The following is a 21,542-nucleotide window of genomic DNA, read 5'->3' on the forward strand; positions in this document are numbered from 1 at the left end:
GGTAGATGCCAGCGCAGGCCGGCTAAAGTTTCCCACAGGCTGAACCTTATCTTGTTGGAGAACGACCATGTTTTTACGCCAATCCCTGACGTTGGCTGCCTGTCTGTTGGCGCTGAGTTCGCCAGTGTGGGCCGCGCCAGCTCACACCTACGATTTTGGCCAGCCAGCAGCTGCCGCCAACGCCACGCGTAGCATTGAAGTGGTGTTGAACGACATGTCGTTCGACCCCAAGGCGATTCAGATCAAGGCCGGTGAGACCGTTCGTTTTGTGCTGGTGAATAAAGGCCAGTTGTTGCACGAATTCAACCTCGGTGACGCAGCGATGCACGCCAAACACCAGCAGGAAATGTTGCAAATGCAGCAAAGCGGCATGCTTACGCCTACCGGTATGAAGGAAATGTCCCACGATATGGCTGGCATGGATCACGCAGCGATGGGCCACGGCATGAAGCACGATGACCCCAATAGCGTGTTGGTCGAGCCGGGCAAAACTGCCGAGCTGACCTGGACCTTCAGCAAGGCCACGAGCCTGGAATTCGCCTGCAATATTCCCGGGCATTATCAGGCGGGCATGGTCGGCAAACTGACGGTCAGTCAGTAAGCACTCAAAGGCGCGGGCAAAGACTGGTAGAATCCGCTGATTCTTTAGTCAGGTTTCCGCCATGCATCCCGCAGCCGAACATTCGCCGCTGGGCAAATCCAGCGAATACATCGCCACATACACGCCGTCCCTGCTGTTCCCGATTCCGCGCACCGCGAAATGGGCCGAACTGGGCCTGACCGCCGAAACCCTGCCGTATAAAGGTGTGGATTTCTGGAACTGCTTCGAGCTGTCGTGGCTGCTGCCGTCGGGCAAGCCGGTGGTGGCGATCGGCGAGTTCAGCATTCCGGCGGATTCGCCGAATATCATTGAGTCGAAGTCGTTCAAGCTGTATCTGAACTCGCTGAACCAGACGGCGTTTGCCGATGTTGCCGCATTGGAGGCGACGCTGGTCAAGGATTTGTCGGCCGCCGCCGGTAAACCGGTGGGCGTTCGGGTCCGCAGCTTGAAGGACGTCGAAGCGGAAGGCGTCGTGGCGTTGCCGGGCGTATGCATCGACGATTTGGATATCAGCGTCAGCAACTATGAGCATCCGCGCCCGGAACTGTTGCGTTGCGATGATTCGCGGATTGTTGAAGAGACGGTCTATAGCCACCTGCTCAAATCCAATTGCCCGGTGACCAGTCAGCCGGACTGGGGCACGGTGGTGGTGGAATATCGTGGCTCGGCACTGGATCATGCGAGTCTGCTGGAATATATCGTCAGCTTCCGTCAGCATTCGGACTTCCATGAGCAGTGTGTGGAGCGGATTTTCCTCGATCTGCAGCGCTTGTTGAAACCCGAGAAATTAACGGTATTTGCACGTTACGTGCGTCGTGGTGGTCTGGATATCAATCCGTATCGCAGCACCGAAAGCGTACAGCTGCCGAACCACCGGCTCGTACGTCAATAAAGATCCAGAATGTGCGATATCCCATGAGGGAGCGAGCTTGCTCGCGAAGGCGTCGTGTCAGTCGACATCATCGTTGAATGACTCACCGCATTCGCGAGCAAGCTCGCTCCCACAGAGAAGTGTGTTTCAAGTCCGGAAATGAAAAAGCCCTGCCAGTGATGGCAGGGCTTTTTGCGTTTCGGGGGGAATCAGATCCCCATGCTGCCCAGCGCGTTGACGATATTGCGCAAGGTGCCAGCTATGGTTGGATGGTCAACTTCAAAGCGTTCAACGGCGAGGTTCACGCCGTCGGCAATGTTCGAATCGTTGGTCTTGGTTTCGAGTTCAAGTTCCAGTTCAATCTGCTTCATCAGCGCGTGCAAATCTTCCCGTTCAGCTTCCGACAGCGGCGGATTCTGCTCCAGCTGCTCGCGCAGGGTATCGAGCTGTTTTTGCAGTTCTTGGGCGGGCATGGTGTTTTCCTTTTATCAATAGGCACTGGCATTGACCGCAGCCGCGCGCCAAAGGTCTATGGCTGACCTTTAGATTAATCCACTCCCGGCAAACCTGCATGATCCCGGTCAGGGCTTTTCGCCTTTGAGGCGGCGCAGGCGGATGTCCGCCAGGCAAGTGTCGAGTTCACCCAGGTGATCGATTACCGAATGCACGCCCAGCCCGAATAACTGCACGGTGGCCTTGCCACGCAAGTGTTCGCGTTCTTTCTGGCTCAAGGCTTGCCATTCCTGAGGTGCCAGGCCGCAGAGCGAGCCGCAGGAGGCGAGGCCGATGGTCCACAGGCCGGCATTCAGTCCAGCTTCCAGCAGGCGCGGTTCGCCACTGACCAGCACGCAACCGTCCAGGCTGCCGACGTTCAGCGTCATCAATGCTTGCCAACAGGCGTTCGGGGCGGGCCATGGATTGATTGTTGCCGAATGTTGCACAGGTTTGATCCACGCTGGCAATGAGACCGACAACGCTTGCGCGAGGGGCGGGGGCAATTCATCCAGCCAGGCGCAGGGAATCTGCTGGCGCTGCAGGCTGTGCAGGCTCTCGAGTGCGCCGGGTGTGGGCTCGGCATGCTCGGGCAGGGCGATCGTCTGTTGCCGGGCGCGAGCACCGAAATCCACCAGACAACCGCTGAGTCCGAACAGTACGGCCGTCAGGCTGGGGGCGGCGACGGGCAAGGTTTCGGCGTGTGTCATGGCAACGTCCCTGAAATAACGATCAGGCTAGGGCGTCTCAGTGACAGTTGGATGACAGAGGTGTGAAGGCGACGCGCGAAGCGTCCTACAGACTGCTTCATTGCGCAGACTGTCCAAACGGGCTTTTGCGCTTATACTAGCGACCTGAATACCCGGACCCAGAGGTCCGCGACAGTACCATTCCAAGGAGTTTTTCTATGCGCTGGAGCAATCCGCTCGCTCAGCTTTGTGTATGTGCCGGCCTGTTGCTGGCCCCGTTTGCCTCTCAGGCGGCAACGGAAGAAGACCCTTGGGAAAGCGTCAACCGTCCGATCTTCCAGTTCAACGACTTCGTTGACACCTACGCGCTGAAGCCATTGGCGCAGGGCTATGAGTTCGTTACACCGCAGTTTCTCGAAGACGGCATTCACAACATGTTCCGCAACGTCGGTGACGTCACCAACCTTGCCAACAACATCCTGCAGGCCAAACCGGCTGCCGCTGGCGTCGACACTGCACGTCTGATCTTCAACACCACGTTCGGTCTGCTCGGCTTCTTTGATGTCGGCACCAAAATGGGCCTGAACCGCAGCGATGAAGACTTTGGTCAGACCCTCGGTTACTGGGGCGTCGGCAGCGGTCCGTACGTAATGCTGCCATTGCTCGGCCCAAGCACCCTGCGTGATGCACCGTCGAAATACGTCGACAGCTACACCGGTATGTACCGCTACATCGACGACGTGCCGGCGCGTAATTCGATCTTCGGCCTGAACATCGTCGACACCCGCGCGAGCCTGCTGTCGAGCGAGAAGCTGATCAGCGGCGACAAGTACACCTTCATCCGCAACGCTTACTTGCAGAACCGCGAGTTCAAAGTGAAGGATGGCCAGGTCGAAGACGATTTTTAATCTCGACCGGTAAAAAGAAAGGCGACCTCAGGGTCGCCTTTTTTGTGTGTAGCTATTTCATCTTCAGGATGGTCAGACCGAGTTTCTGGCCGCCGTCATCCTGTGCTCGAATCCAGACCACTTCGGTCTCGGCCTCAAGGCCGCTGAGTGCGGCGTGATCGGAGTCGATGCGCACGCTCAAACGATCACCGACCGCGAACTGGCGCGGTGCTTCGATCTGCATGCCGGTGCTGGAGAGGTCGATGCACACCCCTGAAACTTCATCACCTTCATGAATCAACACGACATCGGCATCGACCCGCATGCGGATGAAATCGCGCTTTTCGCTGTAGTCCCGACTGGTTTGACTCATAGGTTCGTCCTTCCATTGGGTTACGGTTTGAGCTGTTCTTATAACTCTCGGTGATTTGACAAGTAAAGTCGTCAAGCGACCATCGGCGCATGCTTGAAACGCTCTGCGGATGGGAGTACCGTCTGCGCCTTAGAAGGGCACCTCTGGTGCAACCGCGTTTGCAGTCAATGCTCGAAAGCGGTGCAGCAGAGAGGCTAGAAAGCGAATCCAGTAGTCTGCGCAGGGCCAGATGCCCCGCCAACTACGCCAACCTAATTCTGGCGCCGTTTGCCCACATGCCAAAAACCAGTGCCACGCTGCTGATAATCGATGATGACGAAGTAGTGCGCGCGAGCCTCGCGGCCTATTTGGAAGACAGTGGTTTCAGCGTCCTGCAGGCCAGCAACGGCCAACAGGGTCTTCAGGTATTCGAGCAAGACACGCCCGACCTGGTCATCTGCGATCTGCGCATGCCGCAGATGGGCGGTCTCGAACTGATCCGTCAGGTCACCGAGCGATCGCCGCAAACGCCGGTGATCGTGGTGTCGGGTGCCGGCGTGATGAACGACGCGGTCGAGGCCCTGCGCCTGGGCGCGGCGGATTACCTGATCAAGCCTCTCGAAGATCTGGCTGTGCTCGAGCACTCTGTGCGCCGGGCCCTCGATCGTGCGCGCCTGCTGCTGGAAAACCAGCGCTATCGCGAGAAGCTGGAGAAGGCCAACCGCGAGCTCGAGGCCAGCCTGAACCTGCTCCAGGAAGACCAGAACGCCGGTCGCCAGGTGCAGATGAACATGCTGCCGGAAAGCCCGTGGAGCATCGACGAGTTCAAGTTCGCGCACCAGATCATCCCGTCGTTGTACCTGTCGGGTGATTTTGTCGACTATTTCCGTGTCGACGAGCGCCGGGTCGCGTTTTACCTGGCCGATGTATCCGGGCATGGCGCTTCTTCAGCCTTCGTCACCGTGCTGCTGAAGTTCATGACCACGCGCTTGCTGTTCGAATCCAAGCGCAACGGCACATTGCCGGAATTCAAACCTTCTGAAGTCCTTGGTCATATCAACCGGGGGCTGATCAGTTGTAAGCTGGGTAAACACGTCACAATGGTCGGTGGAGTCATCGACGAGGAGACCGGTTTGTTGACCTATAGCATCGGCGGCCATCTGCCGTTGCCTGTGTTGTACACGCCTGACAGTGTTCGTTATCTCGAAGGGCGTGGTCTGCCGGTGGGCCTCTTCAATGAAGCCACCTACGAAGACCACGTGCTTGAGCTGCCGCCGACATTCAGCCTGACGCTGATGTCCGATGGCATTCTGGATCTTTTGCCAGAACCTACGCTCAAAGAAAAAGAAGCCGCTTTGCCTCAACGGGTGAAGTCGGCGGGCGGCAGCCTGGATGGTCTGCGGCAAGTGTTTGGATTGGCCACGCTAGGGGAGATGCCGGATGATATCGCCCTGTTGGTGTTGAGCAGGAATCTTTAATGAGTACCGGTAGAATCCAGTTCGCCGAGCAGGACGGCACCTTCGTCCTGAAGTTCGTCGGTGAAGTTCGCCTGACCCTGTGTTCGGCGTTGGATGCGACTATTGAGAAAATCTTCACCGCGCTGAATTTCAACGCGATCGTGATCGATTTGACCGAAACCCGCAGCATCGACAGCACGACGTTGGGCCTGTTGGCCAAACTGTCGATCCTGTCGCGGCAGAAGGTCGGCCTGCTGCCGACCGTCGTTACCACCCACGAAGACATCACCCGTCTGCTGCAATCGATGGGTTTCGAGCAGGTGTTCAACATCGTCAACCACCCGGTGCCATGCCCGGAGTGCCTGGACGACCTGCCTGATCAGGACCAGTCGGAAGAAGTGGTGCGGATCAAGGTGCTTGAAGCGCACAAGATCCTCATGGGCCTGAACGATTCCAATCGTGAAGCGTTCCATGACCTGGTGAATGCCCTCGAGCGGCATTGATCTCATGACGTGATGTTGTCCCGGCCGGCCTCTTCGCGAGCAAGCTCGCTCCCACACTGGATCAGTGTCGATCACCAATCCCCTTGTGGGAGCGAGCTTGCTCGCGAAGGCTTAAGTTCAGTCAACGCGGCTCCCAATGCAGAATAAAAAAGGGCGAACCTGTGAAGGTTCGCCCTTTTTGCATTTCACCCACTCAAATCACAGCTTGGCCTGCAACAGCGCCTCAAGCTTCTCCTGGTCGCGAGCAAACTGACGGATGCCCTCAGCCAGTTTCTCGGTAGCCATCGCGTCTTCGTTGGACAACCAGCGGAACTGCGCTTCATTGAGGCTCAGACGGGCTTCACCGGCGTTGCCCGGTGCCAGTTTGCGCTCCAGCTTGCCGGTATCGGCCGCCAGCTTGTCGATCAGGTCCGGGCTGATGGTCAGGCGGTCGCAGCCGGCCAGTTGCTCGATCTGATTGAGGTTGCGGAAGCTCGCGCCCATGACCACGGTCTTGTAGTCATTGGCCTTGTAGTAGTTGTAGATGCGGGTGACCGACTGCACGCCCGGATCATCAGCGCCGGTGTAGTCGTTGCCGTTGGCCTTCTTGTACCAGTCGTAGATGCGGCCCACGAATGGCGAAATCAGGAACACGCCAGCGTCGGCGCAAGCGGCGGCCTGGGCGAAGGAGAACAGCAGGGTCAGGTTGGTCTGGATGCCTTCCTTCTCCAGCACTTCGGCGGCGCGGATGCCTTCCCAGGTCGAGGCGATCTTGATCAGTACGCGATCGCGGCCAATGCCGGCCTTGTCGTACAGCTCGATCAAGCGATGCGCGCGTTTGAGCACCGCATCCTTGTCGAACGACAGACGCGCATCCACTTCAGTGGAGATACGGCCCGGGATCACTTTGAGAATTTCCTGGCCGACCGCGACGCCGAAACGGTCGCTGGCCAGGCCGACATCGCCCTTGCAGTCGCTGACGCAAGCATTCAGCAGTTCGGCGTAGGCCGGAATGGCTGCCGCTTTGAGCAGCAGGGACGGGTTGGTGGTGGCGTCGACCGGTTTGACTCGGGCGATCGCTTCGAAGTCGCCGGTGTCGGCAACAACGGTGGTGAATTGTTTGAGTTGTTCCAGCTTGGAAGTCATGGGCGTGCTCTGTCCTATGGGTCTGATGACATTACCCGAGCGCTGACGGCCACTCAAGGGTAGGTGCGTGTATCGATGGCCCCTGCAGCAACAACCTGAAAACGATTGTTTGAAAGGCGGGGCGCGGTATCGATGAATACGATGCCAAAACAGCCAACAGGTTCAAAGCAACCGACCTGCGAACAGGCCGGTTGTGCATGCGCTACTGGGCGTTCAACAGGGCTTCGACGGACATACGCGCCGGTTTCGGCTGCCCGTCAGAGGTCAGCAGGCCGAAGTTCTTCTCGCGATCGTTACTGCCCGAATCACTGTTCTTCCATTCATAAATGGACGTCAGCGGAATATTGAGCTTTTTAACATCGCCGATAAACGTGTTGATCTTGCTCGCTTGTCCTTCAGGCCCACCATTGGAGGCGAGCGCCGAGATGCCCCATTCACTGATGACTCCCGGCAGATGGAAGTTTTGCTGAATGAAGTTTTGCGCATTGCTGATCTGCGTGGCGGTCATGCCGTAGGGGTGGTAGGACACGGCGCTCAGGCATTTGGGGTATTCGCTGACGATGCGGTTCAGCGCCACGGTTGCAGCCGAGCCTGCGCTAGGCGGGCGGGCGAAGCCGTAACCGATCACGGGTGTCGATGGAGGCTGCTCCTGCAGTGCCTTGCACACGCCGCTCATGAACGGCACAAACGTGGTGTCGAAATTGCGCGTCGGCCAGTAGGTTTCCAGGTCCGGCTCATTCCATAACTCGATCGCCACCAGTTGCGCGCTGTACGACTGTTGCAGCCCCGTCACGGCTTTGGCGAAGCCTTCACCGGCAGTGCTCAGCTCGGCGCTCGAGGTGGCGGGCAACGCCTTGATCGCGCGGACCGTCAGCAACACCGGCAGGCCCGCAGACTGGGCTGCGGCGAAGGCATCGCTGACCTGTTTCTGATAAGCCTTGGCTGTCAGGCTGTCGCTCCACACACCGAAGCGGACAAAACCGAAGCCTGCCGACTTGATCTGCGCGGCGTCGGCGGCCGTGAAGCTCTGGATCTTCACCTGCACACCGATGTTCTTGGCTGGAAGGTTGGGAAACACTTCGCTAGCGTGAACCTGAGTCGTAGCCCCTGCCACCATCAATGCCAACGCGCCGAGTTTTTTGAGATGTGTTGTTTTCATGTCTGCTCTCCCGAAGAGAAGTGACAACTGCGAATAAATGATCTCGTTTCTCAATTTTCGAGTGAGGTGATGGCACTTAGTGCGCGAATGTTAGTTTTTGTCGGAAAACAATCACTCGAAAATCACAGTTATTTTTAGTCCGTTAATAGTGGTTGGGGAGCTTTTAAACGCTGTGGTACTTAATGCTTCGGTACTAACAGGGCGAATCTATTTCTGAGTGCAGGAAGATCTTGAGGGTTCATTCAATTGCTCTCGGATGTTGGCCGTTTGACATTACACAGGAAAGTAAAACCTTGTTCAGAAAGATCCTTGTCGTTTGCGTGGGCAATATATGCCGTAGTCCGACGGCAGAGCTGATGTTGCGTAACGCGCTGGCCCCCTCAGCGATCACCGTTTCCTCCGCAGGCCTGTCGGCGCGGGTGGGCGAGGGTGTAGAAGCGTCCGCGCGGCAAGTGCTCGAAGACCATGGCCATAACGCCGAAGGCTTCATGGCACGGCAACTGACCGCAGACATCGTCAATGAATCAGACCTGATTCTGGTCATGGAAAAACAGCATGTTAATCAAGTACTGAAGATTGCCTCTCACGCCAGAGGCAAAGTGTTTCTGCTCGGCAAGTGGCAGAGCGAGCGCGAAATACAGGACCCGTATCGTCAAGGCAAGGCCGCTTTTATTCATGCCCATGCATTGATTGAAGATGCTGTTAGTTCATGGGCGCAGCGCCTCGGGCATTGATGAATATTCTTCAGATCAGTGAATGGTAAGAACAGACTTATGCAGTTACCGTCAGTAATCGGCACCCGTGACAACGATCAAGACAGTATTGATCTGCTCGGCATATTTGGCAGCCTGATCGATCAGAAATGGTTGATCGGCGCGCTCACCGGCGCCTTCATGGTGACCGGTGTCGCGTACGCGGTTTTGGCCACGCCCGTATACCTGGCCAATGCGCTGGTGCAGGTCGAGCCGAAAAAGAACGACATGCTCGGTTTCTCCGACCTCAACAGCATGCTCGGTGGGCAATCGCCGTCGGTGACCGAAATCGGCATCATCAAATCCCGCGCGGTGATCGGCAAAACCGTCGACGACCTGCGGCTGGACATCGATGTCACCCCCAACACCTTCCCGATGATTGGCGGCTTTCTCGCCCGGCGTTATCGCGGCGAGACTGAAACCAGTGTCGCGGCGCCGCGTTTCGGTCTGAACAGTTACGCCTGGGGCGGTGAGCGCCTGGAGTTTGCCCGGCTCAATCTGCCCAAAGAGTTGTTGGGCAAGAAACTCACCCTGATCGCCGGCGAACAGAAGCACTTCCAGTTGCTCGATGACAACGACAATCTGCTGGTCGAAGGCGTCGCCAGCGAAGCGTTCGCGCAGGACGGCGTAGAAGGGCAGATCACTCAGTTGTTGGCCAATCCCGGTACGCGTTTCGAAGTGGTGCGCAATCCGCGAATCGTGACCATTCAGGGTTATCAGGACGCGCTGGATATCTCCGAGCAGGGCAAGGAATCGGGAATTATCAAACTGGCGCTGGCCAGCAGCGACGCCGCTGAAGCGGTGAAGATCCTCAACAAGATCGCCGCGCTGTACGTCGATCAGAACGTGCGCCGCACCTCGGCCGAAGCAGCGCAGAGTCTGGCTTTCCTGCAAAGCCAGTTGCCGCAGGTCAAGCGTGATCTGGCCAAGGCCAGCGATGCGTTGAACGCCTATCAGACCCACGGCAAGACCGTGAACATCTCGCTGGAAACCCAGTCGGTGCTCGGTCAGTCGGTAGCGCTGGAAACGCGGATCTCCGAGCTGAAAATGCAGCAGGCGGAGATGGATCGCAAGTTCACCAAACAGCACCCGGCCTATCGCGCGTTGATGAGCCAGATCGGCGAACTGACCCAGCAACAGAAATCGCTGGAAGGCAAAGTCGGCGATCTGCCCGCGACCCAACAAGAGCTGCTCAACCTGACCCGCGATGTCGAAGTGGCCTCGCAGATCTACACGCAGTTGCTGAACAAATCCCAGGAGCTGGACATCGTCCGCGCCGGTGCCGTGGGTAACGTGCGTCTGGTCGACGCAGCGGATGTCGACCTGACCAGTCCGGTCAAACCGAAAAAAGCCCTGATCGTGCTGATCGCCACCTTCCTCGGCGCTTTTGTCGGGGTGGCGCTGGTGCTGTTGCGCAAATCCCTGAGCCGTGGTCTGGAAGGCCCGGAAGCCATCGAGCAACTCGGTTTGCCGGTGTACGCGTCGATTCCGTACAGCGCCTTGCAGGATGAAGAAGACAACAAAAAAGGCCGCGCCCGCGACGGTGTCGACAAACCGGCGTACCTGCTGGCCCTGCGTAATCCCACGGATCTGTCGATTGAATCGATCCGCAGCCTGCGCACCTGCCTGCATTTCGCCGGGCTCGATTCGACCAACAACCGCATCATGATTTCCGGGCCGAGCCCACAGGTCGGCAAGACCTTCGTCTCGTCCAACCTCGCCGCGGTCATGGCGTTGAGTGGTCAGCGCGTGGTGCTGATCGATGCCGACATGCGCAAAGGTCACCTGCACAAAACCCTCAACACGCCGATCACCAACGGCTTGTCCGATCTGCTGGTCAAGCGCTGCAGCATCGATCAGGCAATCAACAAGGTCGAAATCGACAACCTGCACTTCATCAGCCGTGGCCAGGTGCCGCCGAATCCTTCCGAGCTGTTGATGCACGCCAACTTCCGCGAGCTGCTGGCGGAACTGAGCGAGCGCTACGACCTGGTGATCATCGATACGCCGCCGCTGCTGGCGGTGACCGATGCGGCCATCGTCGGCCGTGAAGCCGGGATCAGCCTGATCGTCACGCGCTTCGGGGTGAACCCGGCCAAAGAGATCGAACTGACCATTCGCCGCTTCGCGCAGAACGGCATCGAGTTGAAAGGCGCGGTGTTCAACGGCGTCGAGAAGCGTGCGGCCAGCTACTACGGCAATGGCGGTTACGGCTATTACAACTACGAATACGCGTCCGACAAATCCTGACTGTCAGCGACTGTTTTTTCCTGTTTGAAGTGGGTGATTTGTGAAGAAAATACTGCACGTGGCAGAGACGATCAAAGGTGGCGTCGCGACGGTGATCCGGACGATTTCGGCTTCGCCTGAAGGTGATGCGGCGAACTACGAGTTGGTGTACCTGGTCCCGGACGATCAGGCCAAAGAGTTGCACGGCATCGGCGCGCAGCAGATCCGCACCTTTCCCCGCACTGGACGCAATGTGCCGTCGTTGCTGCGTTTCGCCTGGCGTTTGACCCAGGTGATGCTCAAGGAAAAACCCGACGTGGTGCATTTGCACAGCACCTTTTCCGGCGTGATCGGGCGATGCGTATGTGTGCTGTTGCGACCGTGGCGCAAGCCGAAAATCGTCTACTGCCCGCACGCGTTTTCGTTCCTGATGGAAAGCTCGCCGACCAAGCAAAAAATCTATGCATGGATCGAGCGGGTACTGCAGAAAGTCACCGATGTGATCATTTGCGTCAGCCAGTATGAACTCGATAAAGCCGCGCGCTTCGGTATCGAGCGCAAGCGCATGAAGCTGATCTACAACGGCATTCACCACAAGGATGACGCGCCGAAAGCGGCGAGTCCCGAGCCGATTCATCTGCTCTTCGTCGGTCGCCTCGATTATCAGAAAGGCTTCGACGTGTTGCTCAAGGCCTTCGCCAACGTGCAGCGCAAAGACTTGAAGCTGACCGTGGTCGGCAGCGCGGTGAACGAGGACGCGGTGGAGTGCCCGCCGATGGACTCTGTTGAATACCTGCCATGGGTCACGCCGAGCGAAGTGCAGGCGCTGTACCAGAAAGCCGATGCGCTGATCGTGCCGAGTCGCTGGGAAGGTTTCGCCATGGTGCCGCTGGAAGGCATGGCCATGGGTTTGCCGGTAATCGCCAGCAACTGCACCTCGCTGCCGGAACTGGTCACCAATGAAGTCTCCGGTTATGTCTTCCCGTCCGGTGATCACCAGGCATTGGCCGACGTGCTGACGATTATCCAGAAACCACGCTTGCTCGACCTCGGCAACGAAGGACGGAGCATTGTCCGCGAGCGTTTCAGCGCCGCGTTGATGATTCGCCAGACCTACGACCTGTATCGCGCTCCCACTTTTTAAGTAGAACTCAAGCATATGAACGTAACGATTTTGCATGGCTACAGTGCGTCCAACTCCGGTGACGGCTTGCTCGTCGATCTGGCCATTGCCCTGGTGCAGCGCAACTTTGGCGAAGACACCGCGATCAGTGTCGTGGCTTCCGATCCGGATTCTTTCAGCTACTTGCCGCACCCGCGTTTCGACGCGCCGGTGATGGCGGCCAAGGGTTTGGGCCGGGTCAAGCAAGCGGTGTTTCTCAATCAGTCCTACGCCGGGCTGGCGGATCTGTTGAAGAAAACCGACCTGATCGTCGGCGTCGGCGGCGGCTACATGCGCTCAAAAAGTGCTTTCGAACATATCAAGTTGAAACTCGGCCACGCCAAGCAACTGGAAACCGCGATCCTCAGCAAAGTGCCGTCGGTGTACCTGCCGCAAAGCATCGGCCCGTTCCATGGCGAAAGCAGCAAGATCGTCGAGCATTACGCCAGCGCCGACGCGGTATTCGTCCGTGACAACCGCTCTTCGGCCATTTTCGATGCCTGCGCCAACGTCTACCGCGCGCCGGATCTGGCGGTGCAATCGCTGGCGAGCAAAATCCTCCAGCAAGCAAAATTCACCCGCTGTGCGTCATCGCCAGCCACGGTGTGCGTGGTACTGCGCAAGCCGCCGGAGTGGAGCAAGGAAAAGAAAATCGCTTACGTCGCCAATCTGAAGTTGCTGCTGCAGCGCTTGAAGAACAAAAGCAAAGTGGTTTGCGCCGTACAGAGCGCGGTGCGTGGCAACGATGACGGTGCGTTCTATCGCGAGCTGGGCATTAGCGAAGACTTGCTGTCGTTGAAGGCGACGATTGCCAAGTATCAGCCGGACCTGGTGATTTCCGTACGCCTGCACGGCGCTATCGAATCGCTGCTTTCCGGCGTGCCGGCGTACCACATCAGCTACGAACGCAAAGGCTTCGGCGCCTATCAGGACATGGGCGTGGAAGACTGGGTGATCAACGGCGGCGACATCAATGTCGACACCATCATCGACACGGTTTACGCGCCGAATGCGTTGTCGAATTTCGGCAAGCGCCTGACCGATACCTGCCGTGAAATCGAGGCAAAAACCGTGGCCATGGACGAGATCATCAAAGGTGTCGTTCGATGATATTTCGGCTACTGCTTCGCGGCGGTGCATTGGGCGCGAAGTTTTTGCTGGTGTTGGCGATCACCCATTACCTCGGGTATGAAGCGCTGGGTTTTTACGGTGTGGTGGTCGCCGCTTCGTTGATCGCGTCGAAGTTCTACAGTGTCGGGTTCAGTTCCGAGATCAATCGCTTGATCAGTGTCGGCGGCAGTTCGCGCCGCGTGGTCGACAAGGTGCTGCTGCTGTACCTCGCCGTTGGCGTGATCTTGTCGGTGGTGACGGTGCTGATTTATTCACTGTTCCAGACAGTTGAAGCGAGCGCCGCGCTGATTCTCTGCGTGACGCTGGTGTTGCTCACTGAGCACCTGTCGTTCGAGATCAACTCGTTCGTGTTTTCCGCGCAGAAAGCCACGGCCGGTGCGCTGCTGTTTTTCATCAAGACTGGCCTGTGGGCGCTGTTGGCGGTGGGCGGGATGATGCTCGACTGGGTCTCGGGAATTGCCAGCGTGTTGTGGCTGTGGGTCGCCGCCAACGTGCTGGTGATCATCGCCGGTTACCTGATCGTGGTGAACGTTCATCACGGCCGGGAAACCGGGACACTGGCCACTGCTACTGTATGGAAAGCGGGATTACCGTTTTACCTCGGCACCGGGTTGATCGCGTTGAGTCAATGCGCCGAGCGGTTTCTGATCGCCGACCTCGAACCGTACGCCAAACTGGGTCAATACGTGTACGCGTGGTCAGCAGCCAACACCTTGCAGGCGCTGTCGTATGCGGTAGTGGCGGTGATCGGGATTCCGTTGTTGGCCAAGCGTTTTCAAGCCGATCAGCAGGCGTTCACGGTCAAGCAGTTGTTCGTCAACAAGTGGGTCATGCGCTCGCTGGTGGTGTCGGCGGCGGTGGCGGTGGCGATCTATGTGTTTTTCAACGTGGTGCTCGATTACGTCGCCACCAGCGTGCCGCGTCCGGACAATGCGATCCTCGGCGTGCTGATTTTTTCCTTCGCTTTGCGCGCGATTGGCGACATCGTCTGGGGCGGTTTGATTGCCTCGAAAAACAGTCGCGTATCGCTCGCCAGCGCGGCGATCTGTCTGCTGGTTTCGGTGCCGGTCAGCTATGTGTTGATCAAGCACTATTCGATCTACGGCGCGGCGTGGGGCAACGTCTTCGCGATCATCGTGCAACTGCTGGTGATTGCCGTGCTGACCCGCGCAACGGCCGGGAAAAAGGCTGCGTTGTCATGGGCCTGAAACTGCCGTGCATCGAGTTTCGCGGCAAGCGACTCGATTCGTATGTCTCGTTCCTGATCCTCTTCACCGGGCTGTTTCTGTCGGTGGCGATGCCGCTGTTGATTCCACGTGATCCGGGACCGGATGCGATGACGTTGTGGTCGTCCTACGCCCGCGCCGACAACTGCAATTTCTGGAACCCGTTCTCGCCGGATCGCTCGTCCTACGAGTGTTCGGCGTTCCTGCTGCGGCCCACCGGGATCAACCTGACCAATGCCTGGGCCTACGGCATGTTCTGCAATTTTTTCCTCACGGCGATTCCGGTGGTGGTTTTTCGGCGCATGCCGTTGGCGATCTTCGGCACCCTGTGCCTGTGGGGCATCGTGCGCTCGTTCTTCCTTGAGAACCTGACCAAGGAAATCATTGTGTCGGTGGCGGTGTTGAGCATTTTGCTCAGCTCGCTGACGCGAAAATATCGCGGCGGATTTTTCCTCTCGGCAGTGATCTACGGCGTGCTGATTCGGCCCTACTGGATTTTGTTTTCGCTGTCGTGGGTCGGCGTCTGTGTGATGAAAAAGTACGTGTCGCGCACGACGTTCTTTCTGATGCTGTTCCTGTTTTATCTGGCGGTGGCGATGTCGATCCAGCTCGCCCTGGGCTTTCCGGTGTCGTCGATCCGCGCCAGTAACAACGAGTTACGCACGGCGGGCGAGGAGGGCTCGAAATCGTTGATCGTGTCGTGGCTCAGCGGCAGCGACTTCGTTTCGCAGGCGCTGGACTCGATGATCATTTTCTTCCGCTTGTCATTCCCGGTGGAGCTGATTCTGCTGTCCGGCCCGGGTCAGGTGATCTTCGTCGCGTTGATGATCATGACTGCGTTGCTGTTGTTCAAAGTCATCACCTCGACCGACTACAAGGGCGCGCCGATCCAGACCAAACCCAAGGAACTGATCGCGATTCCGCTGGCGTTTCTGCTGGTGCAAGGCCTGTTCGAGCCGGACTTCGGCTCCTTCGCCCGGCACTTCTCGATGGTGGTGCCGGTGTTGTTCGTGGGGCTGGGCTTGATGCTGCGGGCGAACAAACCGGTGCAGGTTGAATCAAGAATTCTGAATTGAGGCAGGTGCTTTATGTCGAGCAAGAAAAAGTCCCTGGAGATCGAAACCCTGCGCGGCCTGGCGTGCCTGTTGCTGGTGCTCTATCACGTCATCGGCCCGCTGGGTGGCGGGTTGAAGATCGATATCGGCTCGCCGTTCCGGGTGCTCGCCGATTCGATGGTGTACGTGCGCATGCCGTTGTTCACCTTCATCTCCGGGTACATCTATTCGATCTACAAAATCCGCGGCAATGACTTTTCCGCGTTCTTCAGCGGCAAGGTGCGCCGCTTGATCGTGCCGCTGTTTTGCGTCGGTGTGCCGTTCTCGGTGTTGCAAGCGGTGGGGCCGGGGGTGAACAAGGATGTCGGTGTGATCGACGCGTTGTTGTCGTTCTGGGTGCCGATCAACCACTTCTGGTTCCTGCAGGCGGTGTTCATCATTTTCATGTTCGTCGGGCTGCTGGAGTGGCGCGGGATGTTGCGTTCGGCGACGCGCTTGTATGGGCTGTTTGCGTTTGCGGCAGTGTTGTTTCTGCTGCCGCCGTTCAAGTTCGACGCGTTCGGGATCAACGGGGCGATTTATCTGTTGCCGTTTTTTGTCGCGGGGATGATTGGCCAGGAGAACGTCGATGCGCTGAAGCAACGCTTCAAGGTGATCGGGCCGTTGGTGTTTGTGTTGATCTCGCTGACGTTGTTGTATGTGGCAGCGATTGATCGTGAGTTGATTGTTGATCGCCGTAGCCTGATCGGTCTGACCGTGGGTTGCGTATCGTGCATCGCCTTGCTTTCGAGTGATATGCGCTCGAAAGCGCTGACCTGGCTGGGTGGCTATTCCTATGCGATCTTTCTGTTCCATGTGCTGTTCGCGGCGACGTCGCGGTTGGTGCTGGGGCGGTTGGGGGTGAAGGATGAAAGTTTGCTGGTGCTCGGTGGTTTGACCTTTGGTTTGCTCGGGCCGGTGCTGTTGTCGATGATTTTCAGCCGATTCAATTTCACCTCGGTGTTGTTCCTTGGGGAGCGGGCGGCGAAGAACAAACCGGCGGCGCCTGTCACCCCGGTGGTGCAACCACAAAACAGCTAAGAGCTTCGCGAGCAAGTCGAATCGTCGCACCGTCGCTCCCACAGGTTTTTTTGGTGTACACAGATTTAGTGGATGACCGCGACAAATGTAGGAGTGAGCCTGCTCGCGATAGCGGTCCGTCAGTCAGCATTTCAATACCTGACCCACCGCTATCGCGAGCAGGCTCACTCCTACAGTTGATCTCTGTACATCCCGGCATTCAGTGGGCCATTTCAGACTGAAGGAAATTTTGCATGTTGGCAGTAGATGACGCGCAACCCGTCGCAGCGTCGGTGGTTCAGGTGGGCGATGCCCGCGAGCGTTTCGCGCAGTGGCGTGAAGGCAAGGCCGGTGAGGTTTTGTCGGTCTCGGTGATCGGCGACAGCTACAGCGCCGGGCAGGATTTCTACCTGAACAAACTGGTGCAGCGCGTGGCCGGGGAGGTGGGTTTTGCCGGGCCGGGTTACGTCGGTTTCAATCACGGTGCCGCGCTGGGCGGCACGCACTTCAAATACACCCGCAGCAGTGACAAGTACTTTGGCGGCGACTGGAAGGTTTCAGAGTTGGGGCAAGCAAGCCCGGACAGCCGCACAGTGACGGGCCGGCCCGGTGCGTGGTTGCAGGTGGATGCCAATCCTTCGCCGCGCATCGATACGGCGGTCACTCAGGCGAAACTGCTTTACCTCGGCACTGGCGAATCCTCTGAGATCCGTTACCGCTGGTCACCTTCAGAAGATTGGCAGCCGATGACGCTGACAGGCGCCGGGGTTCAGGAAGTGCCATTGGCAGGCCTGTCTGCAGCGAAAGACTGGTCCTTCAAACTGGAAGTGGTGAAAGGCGCCCCGACGTTGTTCGGCCTGTGGATGAGCAACGATCAGAACGGCGTGCGGGTTTCGAAACTGGCGGCCTCCGGTGCGGCGTCTGCGGATTTCTATCACCAGGATCCGCAATGGCAGGTGCAGTGGAAAGCTGCCGTGTCGAAGATCCCCGCTGATGTTTACCTGATCATGCTCGGTGGCAACGATCAGGGCTTCGGCGTGAAGCCCGCGCAGTATCTGCAGAACGTTCAGGGATTGGTCGGCATGCTGCGTGAGATTCAGCCGCAGGCGAGCATCAACCTGATCATGCGTCAGGACACCACGCGTTCCAGCGCTTATCCGATGTCGGCGTACGCGCAGGTGCTGGAACCTTGGGCGCGTGAGCAGCATTTGGGGTATGCCAATCTGCAATGTGCGTTCGGGCCGGACGTCAAACGCTACGCGGCGGCGATGATCGGCCCGGACAAGATTCATCCGGTGCCGGCCACGGGCGGGAAGGTGATTGCCGATTACTTTTATGGCTGGATTACCGGCGCCAAGGATCGGTGCGACGCCTCCCCTAAATAACACGCAAACCCCAGAGCGGTGATCGTTCCCACGCTCTGCGTGGGAATGCCGCCCGGGACGCTCCGCGTCCCTTCGCTGGGTGACGCAGAGCGTCACTGGATGCATTCCCACGCAGAGCGTGGGAACGATCAGGTGAGGGGAGTTATTCGAAGGCGTCGACCTGCTCGAGCAACTCCGCAATCTTCTGCGGCATCAACCGCGTATCGCACCGTGTCTCAACGTTGATGATGATCGCCGGGTCGTTGCAGCAAATCCGCACGCGAAAGCGCCAGTCGCTGAAGATCACTTTCAGGCCATCCTGGTCATCCATCTCCAATGCCTGCTCGCCATACAGCTTTTTCAGATGAGCAAGCAGGGGATAGGGATCACGCAGCGGCCGGCGGATATCACCGGACGCCGGAAATACGCCAATCCGCTCCACCAGCAGAATCGTGCCCAGCCAGGACTCGTTGGCGCTGGGCAACGGTTGATGGCGCGACAGCCAGCTCATCACCCCGAGGTTACCCACCTCGCGTTCAATCTCTACGGAATGTTGTGCAATGTTCAAGGTGGCCTCGTTGGGTGAAGGGAGCCGTCTCAGCGGCCCTTGAGATAGACGTTTTCGTAGCAGAAATTGGTCGCCTGCAAGTAACCCTCGGCGTCACCGCAGTCAAAGCGCAGGCCTTTGAATTGGTAGGCCAGCACGCAACCGTTCTGCGCCTGTTTCATCAGTGCGTCGGTGATCTGGATTTCACCGCCCTTGCCCGGTTGGGTGTCGGCGATCAGGTCGAAAATGTCCGGGGTGAGGATGTAGCGGCCGATGATTGCCAGGTTCGACGGCGCGTCTTGCGGGGCCGGTTTTTCCACCATGTTGTTGACGCGGTAGATGCCGTCGGACATCAGCTCGCCGGCGATCACCCCGTACTTGTGGGTCTGGTCGGCCGGGACTTCCTGGATGGCGACGATCGAGCAGCGGAATTTCTTGTACAGCTCAATCATCTGCGTAAGCACGCCGTCACCTTCCAGGTTCAGGCACAGGTCATCGGCCAGCACCACGGCAAACGGCTCATCGCCGATCAGCGGACGACCGCTGAGAATCGCGTGGCCCAGACCTTTCATTTCCACCTGCCGGGTGTAGGAGAAGGTGCAGGTGTCGATCAGCTCGCGGGTGCCGGCTAGGAATTTCTCTTTCTCGGTGCCGCGAATCTGGTGTTCAAGTTCGTAGCTGATGTCGAAATGGTCTTCCAGCGCACGCTTGCCGCGACCGGTGACGATGGCCATGTGTTGCAGGCCGGCGTCCCGCGCTTCTTCAACGGCGTACTCGATCAACGGCTTGTTGACGATCGGCAGCATCTCTTTCGGCATGGCTTTGGTGGCCGGCAAGAAACGCGTGCCATAGCCGGCAGCGGGGAACAAACATTTACGAATCATAAAAGTATCCTGGACAGTCATGGAACACAGGCGACGGATGCGAGCCATAAACAATGGCTGCAAGTTTCAATGTTGATTGAAGGCCTACTTTAATACCTGAGTCAGGTTGTTAATGGCAATTAGTTGGGCCGGTAAAACATGACAATGTTATGAGATGTCGGCGAATGCTTTATTAGTTATTTTTAGTCGGTATCGGTTGATAGTGATGAGCGCACAGGGAGTGCTAATAAGTAGCGGGCAATACAGTGTGACCTGCAAAAATATTTATTGCCAGTCATTGAACTAGTTTTGTTTTCGGTTGTTGTCGCCTGTTTGTGTGAGTTGTGACACATCTTCAATAAAACAGGCTTGACACGCTACTTGTCACTCATCCAAAGACGGATAGCACTATGAAGATTCTGGTAACGGGTGGCGCCGGCTATATCGGCTCGCACACCACACTTGCTCTACTTGAAGCAGGTTATGAAGTTGTCGTACTGGATAACCTTTGTAACAGCAGCGAAGCCGCGTTGCACGCCGTTGAGGGCATTTGCGGCAAGAGTGCCTGGATGATCCGCGGCGATGTCTGTGACCGGGCATTGCTTGACCGGATTTTCCGCGAGCACAACATCGAAGCGGTGCTGCATTTTGCCGGCCTGAAAGCGGTCGGCGAGAGCGTGCGCAAACCGCTCGAGTACTACGAGACCAACGTCAGCGGCAGCATCAATCTGTGTCAGGCGATGGCGGCGGCGGGGGTGTTCCGGCTGGTGTTCAGCTCGTCGGCCACGGTGTATGGCGAGCCTGAGCAGATGCCGATTCGCGAGGATTTTCCCACCGGCAATCCGACCAATCCCTACGGCCAGTCCAAGCTGATCGTCGAAAACGTCCTGCGTGACTTGAGCCTGGCCGAGCCGCGCTGGAGCATCGCCTTGCTGCGCTACTTCAACCCGATCGGCGCCCACGCCAGCGGGCACATGGGCGAAGACCCCAACGGCATCCCGAATAATCTGGTGCCGTACATCAGTCAGGTGGCGGTCGGCAGCCTGCAAGAGTTGTCGATCTTCGGCAACGATTACCCGACGGTCGATGGCACTGGCGTGCGCGATTACATCCACGTCGTCGATCTGGCCGACGGCCACCTGAAGGCGTTGCAGTCGATCTCCGAACGCAGCGGCATTCACACCTGGAACCTCGGCACCGGCGATGGCTACAGCGTGCTGCAGGTGCTCCACGCGTTCGAGCAGGCCTGCGGGCAACCGGTGCCGTACCGGATGATGCCGCGCCGCTCCGGGGATATCGCCGAGAGTTGGGCCGACGCCTCCAAGGCGGCAAAAGAGCTGGGCTGGAAAGCTACGCGCAACTTGCAGGACATGGTCACTGATACTTGGCGCTGGCAATCGAACCATCCCCAAGGCTACTCGCGATGATGGCCATTTAGTCCAATGTTATTTTCAGTCAGGTTGTTAGATAACGTCGGGAAATTACACTGGCAATGCCTTTTGCAAATCCGTAGATATAAACCTGCCGTTCGACTTTTATCAGTTGGGTAAGACTGTGAAAGAACGACGGATCATGTTCGCGCTTTTTGCGGACTTGAACTCACCACCGCTAACTCAGGCCGGTTTTTTAACAGGTCGAATGTTAGAAAGGAGTTGATATGAAAAAAGTGATGGCAGTTGCCCTGTTGACGATGTTGAGCAACTGGGCTGTCGCCGCTGAAGCACCGTTGACAGCGGTAACCAATGTAGGTGGCAACGTGGCGGCTTCTCAAGCGCCCGCAGCCAGTACTGCAATGGTTGCCAGTGCTGTAGCGGCGTCTAACAGCGGTGGCAGTGCCAACGGCGGTACCACCGGTACGACGGGTACCACCGGTACAACCGGCACGCATAACTAACAGGAAGTTCTGTTAGTGCAGTACAGGGTCGCCCGACGCAAGTCGGGTGACTTTGTTTTTGGATTCGCCCTTGAATAGCGTAGTGCCATTATGACTCGTAGTGTTTATCTTTTAATGTTGGCAA

General features: G+C 57.8%; 22 protein-coding genes. 15 read left to right on the plus strand and 7 right to left on the minus strand.

Annotated elements, in window-relative coordinates; translation table 11 throughout:
* The first annotated feature begins 67 nt into the window (after nucleotides 1–67).
* Both BMY54_RS14270 and queF read left to right on the plus strand, forming a co-directional pair.
* Entirely contained in the window at nucleotides 68–601 is a 534-nt protein-coding gene (locus tag BMY54_RS14270; protein ID WP_093433708.1) for a copper-resistant cuproprotein CopI, read from the plus strand.
* Between the two features lie 61 nt (nucleotides 602–662).
* Nucleotides 663–1,493, plus strand: coding sequence for an NADPH-dependent 7-cyano-7-deazaguanine reductase QueF (gene queF, locus BMY54_RS14275; RefSeq protein WP_093433711.1), 831 nt, complete (start codon nucleotides 663–665; stop codon nucleotides 1,491–1,493).
* A 188-nt stretch (nucleotides 1,494–1,681) separates the two neighbouring features.
* Here the strand turns inward: queF and BMY54_RS14280 are convergent, their stop codons facing one another.
* Together BMY54_RS14280 and BMY54_RS14285 are read right to left on the minus strand one after the other, a co-directional pair.
* A complete protein-coding gene (locus BMY54_RS14280) occupies nucleotides 1,682–1,945 on the minus strand; it encodes a DUF4404 family protein (protein ID WP_034156421.1) in 264 nt (87 codons plus the stop codon).
* A gap of 108 nt (nucleotides 1,946–2,053) precedes the next feature.
* Nucleotides 2,054–2,674 (minus strand): HAD superfamily inactivated hydrolase PcrP, encoded by a 621-nt coding sequence (locus BMY54_RS14285; protein ID WP_093433714.1) that lies wholly within the window; start codon nucleotides 2,672–2,674, stop codon nucleotides 2,054–2,056.
* Nucleotides 2,675–2,871: 197 nt separating this feature from the next.
* Between BMY54_RS14285 and BMY54_RS14290 the strand changes: the two genes are divergently transcribed.
* Complete coding sequence (locus tag BMY54_RS14290) at nucleotides 2,872–3,561, plus strand: MlaA family lipoprotein (RefSeq protein ID WP_093433716.1); 690 nt, start codon at nucleotides 2,872–2,874, stop codon at nucleotides 3,559–3,561.
* 52 nt (nucleotides 3,562–3,613) lie between these two features.
* On the opposite strand, the gene BMY54_RS14295 is transcribed toward BMY54_RS14290, so the two are convergent.
* The gene (locus tag BMY54_RS14295; protein ID WP_093433719.1) at nucleotides 3,614–3,913 is read right to left on the minus strand and encodes a PilZ domain-containing protein; all 300 of its coding nucleotides are present in this window, start codon (nucleotides 3,911–3,913) and stop codon (nucleotides 3,614–3,616) included.
* 275 nt (nucleotides 3,914–4,188) lie between these two features.
* On the opposite strand from BMY54_RS14295, the gene rssB reads away from it, so the two are divergent.
* Nucleotides 4,189–5,370: a two-component system response regulator RssB gene (gene rssB / locus BMY54_RS14300; protein WP_016986724.1), complete on the plus strand. Its 1,182-nt coding sequence runs from the start codon at nucleotides 4,189–4,191 to the stop codon at nucleotides 5,368–5,370.
* Nucleotides 5,370–5,852, plus strand: a complete 483-nt coding sequence (gene rssC, locus BMY54_RS14305) for an anti-sigma factor antagonist RssC (protein WP_003226553.1) — start codon at nucleotides 5,370–5,372, stop codon at nucleotides 5,850–5,852. The genes rssB and rssC overlap by 1 nt, the downstream gene beginning before the upstream one ends.
* A 198-nt stretch (nucleotides 5,853–6,050) precedes the next feature.
* Here the strand turns inward: rssC and tal are convergent, their stop codons facing one another.
* Complete coding sequence (gene tal, locus BMY54_RS14310; RefSeq protein ID WP_016986723.1) at nucleotides 6,051–6,977, minus strand: transaldolase; 927 nt, start codon at nucleotides 6,975–6,977, stop codon at nucleotides 6,051–6,053.
* A 202-nt stretch (nucleotides 6,978–7,179) separates the two neighbouring features.
* Nucleotides 7,180–8,136, minus strand: coding sequence for a cellulase family glycosylhydrolase (locus BMY54_RS14315; RefSeq protein WP_093433722.1), 957 nt, complete (start codon nucleotides 8,134–8,136; stop codon nucleotides 7,180–7,182).
* A 293-nt stretch (nucleotides 8,137–8,429) separates the two neighbouring features.
* Here BMY54_RS14315 and BMY54_RS14320 point away from each other — a divergent pair, with 293 nt between their 5' ends.
* From BMY54_RS14320 to BMY54_RS14355, 8 genes are all read left to right on the plus strand, one after another.
* Nucleotides 8,430–8,870, plus strand: coding sequence for a low molecular weight protein-tyrosine-phosphatase (locus tag BMY54_RS14320; protein WP_093433725.1), 441 nt, complete (start codon nucleotides 8,430–8,432; stop codon nucleotides 8,868–8,870).
* A gap of 39 nt (nucleotides 8,871–8,909) precedes the next feature.
* Nucleotides 8,910–11,138: a polysaccharide biosynthesis tyrosine autokinase gene (locus BMY54_RS14325; protein WP_093433728.1), complete on the plus strand. Its 2,229-nt coding sequence runs from the start codon at nucleotides 8,910–8,912 to the stop codon at nucleotides 11,136–11,138.
* Between the two features lie 40 nt (nucleotides 11,139–11,178).
* A complete protein-coding gene (locus BMY54_RS14330; protein ID WP_093433731.1) occupies nucleotides 11,179–12,261 on the plus strand; it encodes a glycosyltransferase family 4 protein in 1,083 nt (360 codons plus the stop codon).
* A 15-nt stretch (nucleotides 12,262–12,276) separates the two neighbouring features.
* A complete protein-coding gene (locus tag BMY54_RS14335) occupies nucleotides 12,277–13,389 on the plus strand; it encodes a polysaccharide pyruvyl transferase family protein (protein WP_093433734.1) in 1,113 nt (370 codons plus the stop codon).
* A complete protein-coding gene (locus tag BMY54_RS14340; protein ID WP_093433737.1) occupies nucleotides 13,386–14,618 on the plus strand; it encodes an MATE family efflux transporter in 1,233 nt (410 codons plus the stop codon). The genes BMY54_RS14335 and BMY54_RS14340 overlap by 4 nt, the downstream gene beginning before the upstream one ends.
* Nucleotides 14,609–15,712 carry a hypothetical protein gene (locus BMY54_RS14345; protein WP_016986717.1) on the plus strand — a complete coding sequence of 368 codons (1,104 nt, stop codon included), beginning with the start codon at nucleotides 14,609–14,611 and terminating at the stop codon, nucleotides 15,710–15,712. The genes BMY54_RS14340 and BMY54_RS14345 overlap by 10 nt, the downstream gene beginning before the upstream one ends.
* Before the next feature lie 12 nt (nucleotides 15,713–15,724).
* The gene (locus tag BMY54_RS14350; protein ID WP_093433740.1) at nucleotides 15,725–16,771 is read left to right on the plus strand and encodes an acyltransferase family protein; all 1,047 of its coding nucleotides are present in this window, start codon (nucleotides 15,725–15,727) and stop codon (nucleotides 16,769–16,771) included.
* 233 nt (nucleotides 16,772–17,004) lie between these two features.
* On the plus strand, nucleotides 17,005–18,135 hold the full coding sequence (locus tag BMY54_RS14355) for an SGNH/GDSL hydrolase family protein (RefSeq protein WP_093433743.1): 1,131 nt from the start codon (nucleotides 17,005–17,007) through the stop codon (nucleotides 18,133–18,135).
* A 142-nt stretch (nucleotides 18,136–18,277) separates the two neighbouring features.
* Here the strand turns inward: BMY54_RS14355 and BMY54_RS14365 are convergent, their stop codons facing one another.
* On the minus strand, nucleotides 18,278–18,682 hold the full coding sequence (locus BMY54_RS14365; RefSeq protein ID WP_093433750.1) for a phosphohexomutase domain-containing protein: 405 nt from the start codon (nucleotides 18,680–18,682) through the stop codon (nucleotides 18,278–18,280).
* 29 nt (nucleotides 18,683–18,711) lie between these two features.
* Complete coding sequence (galU, locus tag BMY54_RS14370) at nucleotides 18,712–19,545, minus strand: UTP--glucose-1-phosphate uridylyltransferase GalU (protein ID WP_093433753.1); 834 nt, start codon at nucleotides 19,543–19,545, stop codon at nucleotides 18,712–18,714.
* A gap of 389 nt (nucleotides 19,546–19,934) precedes the next feature.
* Between galU and galE the strand changes: the two genes are divergently transcribed.
* Both galE and BMY54_RS14380 read left to right on the plus strand, forming a co-directional pair.
* A complete protein-coding gene (galE, locus tag BMY54_RS14375; protein ID WP_093433755.1) occupies nucleotides 19,935–20,951 on the plus strand; it encodes a UDP-glucose 4-epimerase GalE in 1,017 nt (338 codons plus the stop codon).
* A 230-nt stretch (nucleotides 20,952–21,181) separates the two neighbouring features.
* Nucleotides 21,182–21,418 carry a hypothetical protein gene (locus BMY54_RS14380; RefSeq protein ID WP_093433758.1) on the plus strand — a complete coding sequence of 79 codons (237 nt, stop codon included), beginning with the start codon at nucleotides 21,182–21,184 and terminating at the stop codon, nucleotides 21,416–21,418.
* Nucleotides 21,419–21,542: the final 124 nt, after the last annotated feature.

Origin of the sequence: Pseudomonas sp. ok266 (assembly GCF_900110195.1) — a bacterium.
In the GTDB taxonomy this organism is placed as follows: Bacteria; Pseudomonadota; Gammaproteobacteria; order Pseudomonadales; family Pseudomonadaceae; genus Aquipseudomonas; species Aquipseudomonas neuropathica.

What these genes read in the sequence shown, in the direction of transcription:
- BMY54_RS14270 (WP_093433708.1), top strand. Translation starts at nt 68, where the DNA reads ATGTTTTTACGCCAATCCCTGACGTTGGCTGCCTGTCTGTTGGCGCTG.
- queF (WP_093433711.1), top strand. Translation starts at nt 663, where the DNA reads ATGCATCCCGCAGCCGAACATTCGCCGCTGGGCAAATCCAGCGAATAC.
- BMY54_RS14280 (WP_034156421.1), bottom strand. Translation starts at nt 1,945, where the DNA reads ATGCCCGCCCAAGAACTGCAAAAACAGCTCGATACCCTGCGCGAGCAG.
- BMY54_RS14285 (WP_093433714.1), bottom strand. Translation starts at nt 2,674, where the DNA reads ATGACACACGCCGAAACCTTGCCCGTCGCCGCCCCCAGCCTGACGGCC.
- BMY54_RS14290 (WP_093433716.1), top strand. Translation starts at nt 2,872, where the DNA reads ATGCGCTGGAGCAATCCGCTCGCTCAGCTTTGTGTATGTGCCGGCCTG.
- BMY54_RS14295 (WP_093433719.1), bottom strand. Translation starts at nt 3,913, where the DNA reads ATGAGTCAAACCAGTCGGGACTACAGCGAAAAGCGCGATTTCATCCGC.
- rssB (WP_016986724.1), top strand. Translation starts at nt 4,189, where the DNA reads ATGCCAAAAACCAGTGCCACGCTGCTGATAATCGATGATGACGAAGTA.
- rssC (WP_003226553.1), top strand. Translation starts at nt 5,370, where the DNA reads ATGAGTACCGGTAGAATCCAGTTCGCCGAGCAGGACGGCACCTTCGTC.
- tal (WP_016986723.1), bottom strand. Translation starts at nt 6,977, where the DNA reads ATGACTTCCAAGCTGGAACAACTCAAACAATTCACCACCGTTGTTGCC.
- BMY54_RS14315 (WP_093433722.1), bottom strand. Translation starts at nt 8,136, where the DNA reads ATGAAAACAACACATCTCAAAAAACTCGGCGCGTTGGCATTGATGGTG.
- BMY54_RS14325 (WP_093433728.1), top strand. Translation starts at nt 8,910, where the DNA reads ATGCAGTTACCGTCAGTAATCGGCACCCGTGACAACGATCAAGACAGT.
- BMY54_RS14335 (WP_093433734.1), top strand. Translation starts at nt 12,277, where the DNA reads ATGAACGTAACGATTTTGCATGGCTACAGTGCGTCCAACTCCGGTGAC.
- BMY54_RS14340 (WP_093433737.1), top strand. Translation starts at nt 13,386, where the DNA reads ATGATATTTCGGCTACTGCTTCGCGGCGGTGCATTGGGCGCGAAGTTT.
- BMY54_RS14345 (WP_016986717.1), top strand. Translation starts at nt 14,609, where the DNA reads ATGGGCCTGAAACTGCCGTGCATCGAGTTTCGCGGCAAGCGACTCGAT.
- BMY54_RS14350 (WP_093433740.1), top strand. Translation starts at nt 15,725, where the DNA reads ATGTCGAGCAAGAAAAAGTCCCTGGAGATCGAAACCCTGCGCGGCCTG.
- BMY54_RS14355 (WP_093433743.1), top strand. Translation starts at nt 17,005, where the DNA reads ATGTTGGCAGTAGATGACGCGCAACCCGTCGCAGCGTCGGTGGTTCAG.
- galU (WP_093433753.1), bottom strand. Translation starts at nt 19,545, where the DNA reads ATGATTCGTAAATGTTTGTTCCCCGCTGCCGGCTATGGCACGCGTTTC.
- galE (WP_093433755.1), top strand. Translation starts at nt 19,935, where the DNA reads ATGAAGATTCTGGTAACGGGTGGCGCCGGCTATATCGGCTCGCACACC.
- BMY54_RS14380 (WP_093433758.1), top strand. Translation starts at nt 21,182, where the DNA reads ATGAAAAAAGTGATGGCAGTTGCCCTGTTGACGATGTTGAGCAACTGG.